We start from the raw sequence: 3,736 nt of genomic DNA, 5'->3' as shown, positions 1-3,736 counted from the left end.
ACAGGGACCGCATCTCCTCCGGCAGTTGCGGGTCATGCGGATCGTGGCTGACAAGTATCCGCCCCGGCCGACCATCTTTCTCCACCAGACGGCCCTGCACCAGCCCAAGCCCGTTGGGGGTGCGTACTACGGAAAGAAATTGGATTTTTGTCTGATCGGTCATTGATTCGCTCCATTTGTGGGGGCGGAAGTCGCTTACACCTGTAATCGCCGCAACGCGCCTCCGCCCCCGGGAGGTGGGGTTCACCGGACGAGGGGGGATCGTCCGGCTAGTTGGCGGGTCAGGATTCGAACCTGATTACAATTTGTATTCGGCAACAATCCAGCATCGCCGGATTGTGTCTAAGCGTGTTCCCACCACGCCGCCCGCCATATTTTTAAGGTTCTTTATCCGGCTCCAATTCCGCTTCTTCGTTCTGCTTCTCAATCGCGGTTGCGATTCTGCATAATGCAACAGCAATCGCCTCTAGAGCCCATTCGATGGCAGTATTGCCATCCGTTGAAGGCGTCCCTTGCTCTGTCCGCCTGGTCAAGCGTTCTTTCCGCTTTGTCCCCCGCCATTGCAGGCGGGGTTGTAGTCCAGCCGGGCGGGACTTGCACCCGCCAAAACCACTCTGGCGGCTGGATCGAAAGGAGGAGAGGATCAGCGAGGTGTCTGGCACACCACCCCGCACCGTTAGTTCCGGTTGCGCGACAAGATCGCCTCGATCTCGTCCAGCGCTTCCATGTTCTCGGCCAGCGCCGTGCCGGCTTTGGCAACCAGGTTGGCCGTGCGCTGGTGCGGAAATTCCTCCACCAGCCGCTTGAGCGATTCGCGGATCACCCGATTGGCCAGCCGTGCCCGGCTCAACTCCTGGCGGAACACGTAGCCTCCGATCTTCTTTTCTGTCATAGTTACCGCCTCCGTCTGGTCTTGAAGTGCGCGCTCCAACCAAACGGCTTTTAGCCGCCCCGACGCACAGCCGGTCGAGGGTCTGCCCGACTGCCGCCCGCTGTGCGCATCTACTACCCATTTTGCCTCCCGATTCAATCCTTTGCTTGATTCGCAATGGCTAACCAAGCACAATAAGGGTGATGACCATTGCGATTAAGCCAAAAACCGCGAGAAACCAGTTTTCCCAGTCCTCGCGGAATGAATATCTATTTTTGTTCATGCGCCACCACCTCGCCCTCCACCGGGCTGGCATTCCCGTGCCGGCGCGCCCACTCCTGGCGGATGAGCCAAGCTACCTCCATTGAAATCGAGCGCATGTCTTCTTCAGCCAACTGTTTCAGCATGCGTTCAACCTCTTGATCGCTTGTCCTGATGTAAAAGTCCGGCATTTGACCTCCTTTGTTTTCTAAATGTCAACGCTTGATGACATTATACAGAAATATAAACAAATTGTCAATACGTGTTTACGGTTTGACATCCAAAAAATACGCAAATTATGACAAACTGTAATCAGTTATGGACTTTTCAGATTGGCTATTGAATGAAATAAATAAACGAGGGTGGTCACAGGCTGAATTGGCTAGACGGGCAGGTATTCCTAGACAAATTATTAGCAATTACATCAATAGACAAAGAGAGAAGCCAGATAGTGACGTTTTAGTGTCCATCTCTCGCGCGCTGAATCTACCCCCCGAAACCGTCTTCCGTGCCGCCGGTCTGCTTCCGCCGGTTTCGCCAGATACTGAGTATCAAGAGCAGTTCACTACCTTTCGCAACTTTCCCCCGATGAGCGTCAGGAAATACTAGAACTTCTGCGCTTCAAGACAGAACGCCAAAAAGACAAAAAACCACCCTCATCCACACCGAGCCGGGCAGAAAAACCGGCTCGAAGTGCGTTAAAAGAAGGATAGAACGAAAGTTCTACACTTTTAAGGGTTGAGCATTATAATGAATATAGATATTCTCCACCGGAAGTAAAAACATGAAAAACAAAGTTTTCCTCACCCTTAATGGTGAAATTCCCGTCAATCTTTTTGCAGAAGCTATTTCCGGATTGTCCAGTTTGCTGAATGCTCTTACTGAAGAAATCGCTGCCGGCAAAACTATTGAGTGGCAGATCATAGAACTCAGCGCCGGCAGCGCCACGGCTGTCATTCAAGGAATTGCTGATACCGATGAAGACGACGTAGAAAAGATCACTACCGCTTATGCACTCATTGGTCAACAGCTGCAATTTGGCAAACCGATTCCGTATTCTCCAAAAGTTATTCAATCTGCAAGAAAGATTGCCAGCGTTCTTGACGGAAAGGTCTCTTCTATCGAATTCGGCGTTGATGGCCAAATCTATCATATTACCCAGCCCGGTTTTCAAGAAAAACCAGTGACCAAAGCCTATTCTTACGGCGTCATTACAGGAAAGGTGGAAAACCTGATTGGCCATAAAACACTCAAATTTACTCTCTACGATAATCTTTTCAATCGTGGTGTTACCTGTTTTGTAGAAGAGGAAAAACGCGAGTTATTAAGAAATATTTGGGGCAAAACCGTATCGGTTACCGGCTATATATACCGTGACATTATTACAGGTCGCCCACTTGAAATTCACGACATTGAATCCATTCAAATCGTTCCCCTGAGAGAACCTGGTGCTTATAAGAAAGCTCGAGGCGCTCTTCCCTGGCAACCCGGTGACGAAACCGCAGATCAAACCATACGGCGATTGAGAGATGACAATTAAACAAAGTCTATACTGGGATTCTTGTGTGTTTCTTAGATACATAAATAACGAATCGGAAAGCAGCATCATTGAAGAATTGATGAGACGAGCCGAATCCAATCAGATCAACATTTTTACATCCACAATTACAATAGCCGAGGTAACTCACGCAGCCCAGGAAAGAAATCAATCTGCCCTGAATTCAGATGTTGAAAGTGTATTACAAAACCTGTTCGGTCCTCCTATCAAACTGGTAGATTATTCAATAACCATTGGTTATGAAACCAGAAATTTTATTCGCACCGCGATGACTCATTCTAAAAAAATCAAGCCAATAGATGGTATTCATCTTACTACTGCATCCTGGATTGATCGTTACATTGTTCGGTTGGACGAATTCAACACCTATGATCAAGAACTCAAATCCCTCTATCCCAATATCATACCCATCGAAATTATCGAACCGCATGTTGATCAATTACCTTTGTTCAGCAATCCAGTTCCATAACTTAATCAAGGGAGTATTGGATCTGAATTTGGCTTACTGTCAATAGCGGGAGATGCTTTCAGAACAATCAAGCTCCTGGAAGAAGATTGAGAACGAATAAGGAAATCAAAATGACCAATCATCAGATTGTCCCAAGAGGTTTGAATATCACCATCGTTTATCAATCCATGAGCATAAACGATGTCAACCGGCAGCTGATCAAAGAATTACTTGGTGAAAGCGATAAAATCATCACCACTGAATTTCCTCCTGATCTACTGGTATTCGTCAACCCCCTCAATGCCACTATAATTCAGTTTGGTGATCGCCGCGTGCGCATTACGAGTCAGTCCAACGAATACACGGACTTGAGTAAATATGCGGTCGAAATTCATCGCGGCAGTCCCAAATTGGAAATGGTTGCTTTTGGCTTGAACTATGATTTTGAGATTGCTTTACAAGAACAAGAATCGGTGCCTGCAATTGCCAATATTTTCGGTGAATCTCTTGCTAATTACCTTGAGAAACTCGAAACCACAGAGCTGGTGACCTTCCTGCCACGCGTTCTCTACTTAATTGACGGAGCACGGCATGACCT

General features: G+C 47.7%; 7 protein-coding genes. 4 read left to right on the top strand and 3 right to left on the bottom strand.

Annotated elements, in window-relative coordinates; genetic code table 11:
- Nucleotides 1-377: 377 nt before the first annotated feature.
- The 3 genes from VAE48_RS08605 to VAE48_RS08595 form a co-directional block, all read right to left on the bottom strand.
- On the bottom strand, nucleotides 378-662 hold the full coding sequence (locus VAE48_RS08605; protein WP_322792913.1) for a hypothetical protein: 285 nt from the start codon (nucleotides 660-662) through the stop codon (nucleotides 378-380).
- A gap of 14 nt (nucleotides 663-676) precedes the next feature.
- Nucleotides 677-892, bottom strand: coding sequence for a hypothetical protein (locus VAE48_RS08600; protein ID WP_322792912.1), 216 nt, complete (start codon nucleotides 890-892; stop codon nucleotides 677-679).
- 248 nt (nucleotides 893-1,140) lie between these two features.
- A complete protein-coding gene (locus VAE48_RS08595) occupies nucleotides 1,141-1,323 on the bottom strand; it encodes a hypothetical protein (RefSeq protein WP_322792911.1) in 183 nt (60 codons plus the stop codon).
- Between the two features lie 127 nt (nucleotides 1,324-1,450).
- On the opposite strand from VAE48_RS08595, the gene VAE48_RS08590 reads away from it, so the two are divergent.
- The 4 genes from VAE48_RS08590 to VAE48_RS08575 all read left to right on the top strand — a co-directional run.
- Nucleotides 1,451-1,741, top strand: a complete 291-nt coding sequence (locus VAE48_RS08590; protein WP_322792910.1) for a helix-turn-helix transcriptional regulator — start codon at nucleotides 1,451-1,453, stop codon at nucleotides 1,739-1,741.
- Between the two features lie 175 nt (nucleotides 1,742-1,916).
- Complete coding sequence (locus tag VAE48_RS08585) at nucleotides 1,917-2,672, top strand: hypothetical protein (protein WP_322792909.1); 756 nt, start codon at nucleotides 1,917-1,919, stop codon at nucleotides 2,670-2,672.
- Nucleotides 2,662-3,159 (top strand): type II toxin-antitoxin system VapC family toxin, encoded by a 498-nt coding sequence (locus VAE48_RS08580; protein ID WP_322792908.1) that lies wholly within the window; start codon nucleotides 2,662-2,664, stop codon nucleotides 3,157-3,159. Before VAE48_RS08585 ends, VAE48_RS08580 begins: the two co-directional genes overlap by 11 nt.
- Nucleotides 3,160-3,269: 110 nt before the next feature.
- Nucleotides 3,270-3,736: hypothetical protein (locus tag VAE48_RS08575; RefSeq protein ID WP_322792907.1), on the top strand; the 467-nt coding region annotated here is incomplete at its 3' end.

Source organism: Bellilinea sp., from assembly GCF_034432615.1.
Lineage (GTDB): Bacteria > Chloroflexota > Anaerolineae > Anaerolineales > Anaerolineaceae > Bellilinea.
Note: the sequence above shows the minus strand (reverse complement) of the source record. Positions and strands in the feature narration are given on the sequence as shown.

Coding starts and splice junctions, on each gene's coding strand:
- VAE48_RS08590 (WP_322792910.1), top strand. CDS start 1,451: ATGGACTTTTCAGATTGGCTATTGAATGAAATAAATAAACGAGGGTGG.
- VAE48_RS08585 (WP_322792909.1), top strand. CDS start 1,917: ATGAAAAACAAAGTTTTCCTCACCCTTAATGGTGAAATTCCCGTCAAT.
- VAE48_RS08580 (WP_322792908.1), top strand. CDS start 2,662: ATGACAATTAAACAAAGTCTATACTGGGATTCTTGTGTGTTTCTTAGA.
- VAE48_RS08600 (WP_322792912.1), bottom strand. CDS start 892: ATGACAGAAAAGAAGATCGGAGGCTACGTGTTCCGCCAGGAGTTGAGC.
- VAE48_RS08595 (WP_322792911.1), bottom strand. CDS start 1,323: ATGCCGGACTTTTACATCAGGACAAGCGATCAAGAGGTTGAACGCATG.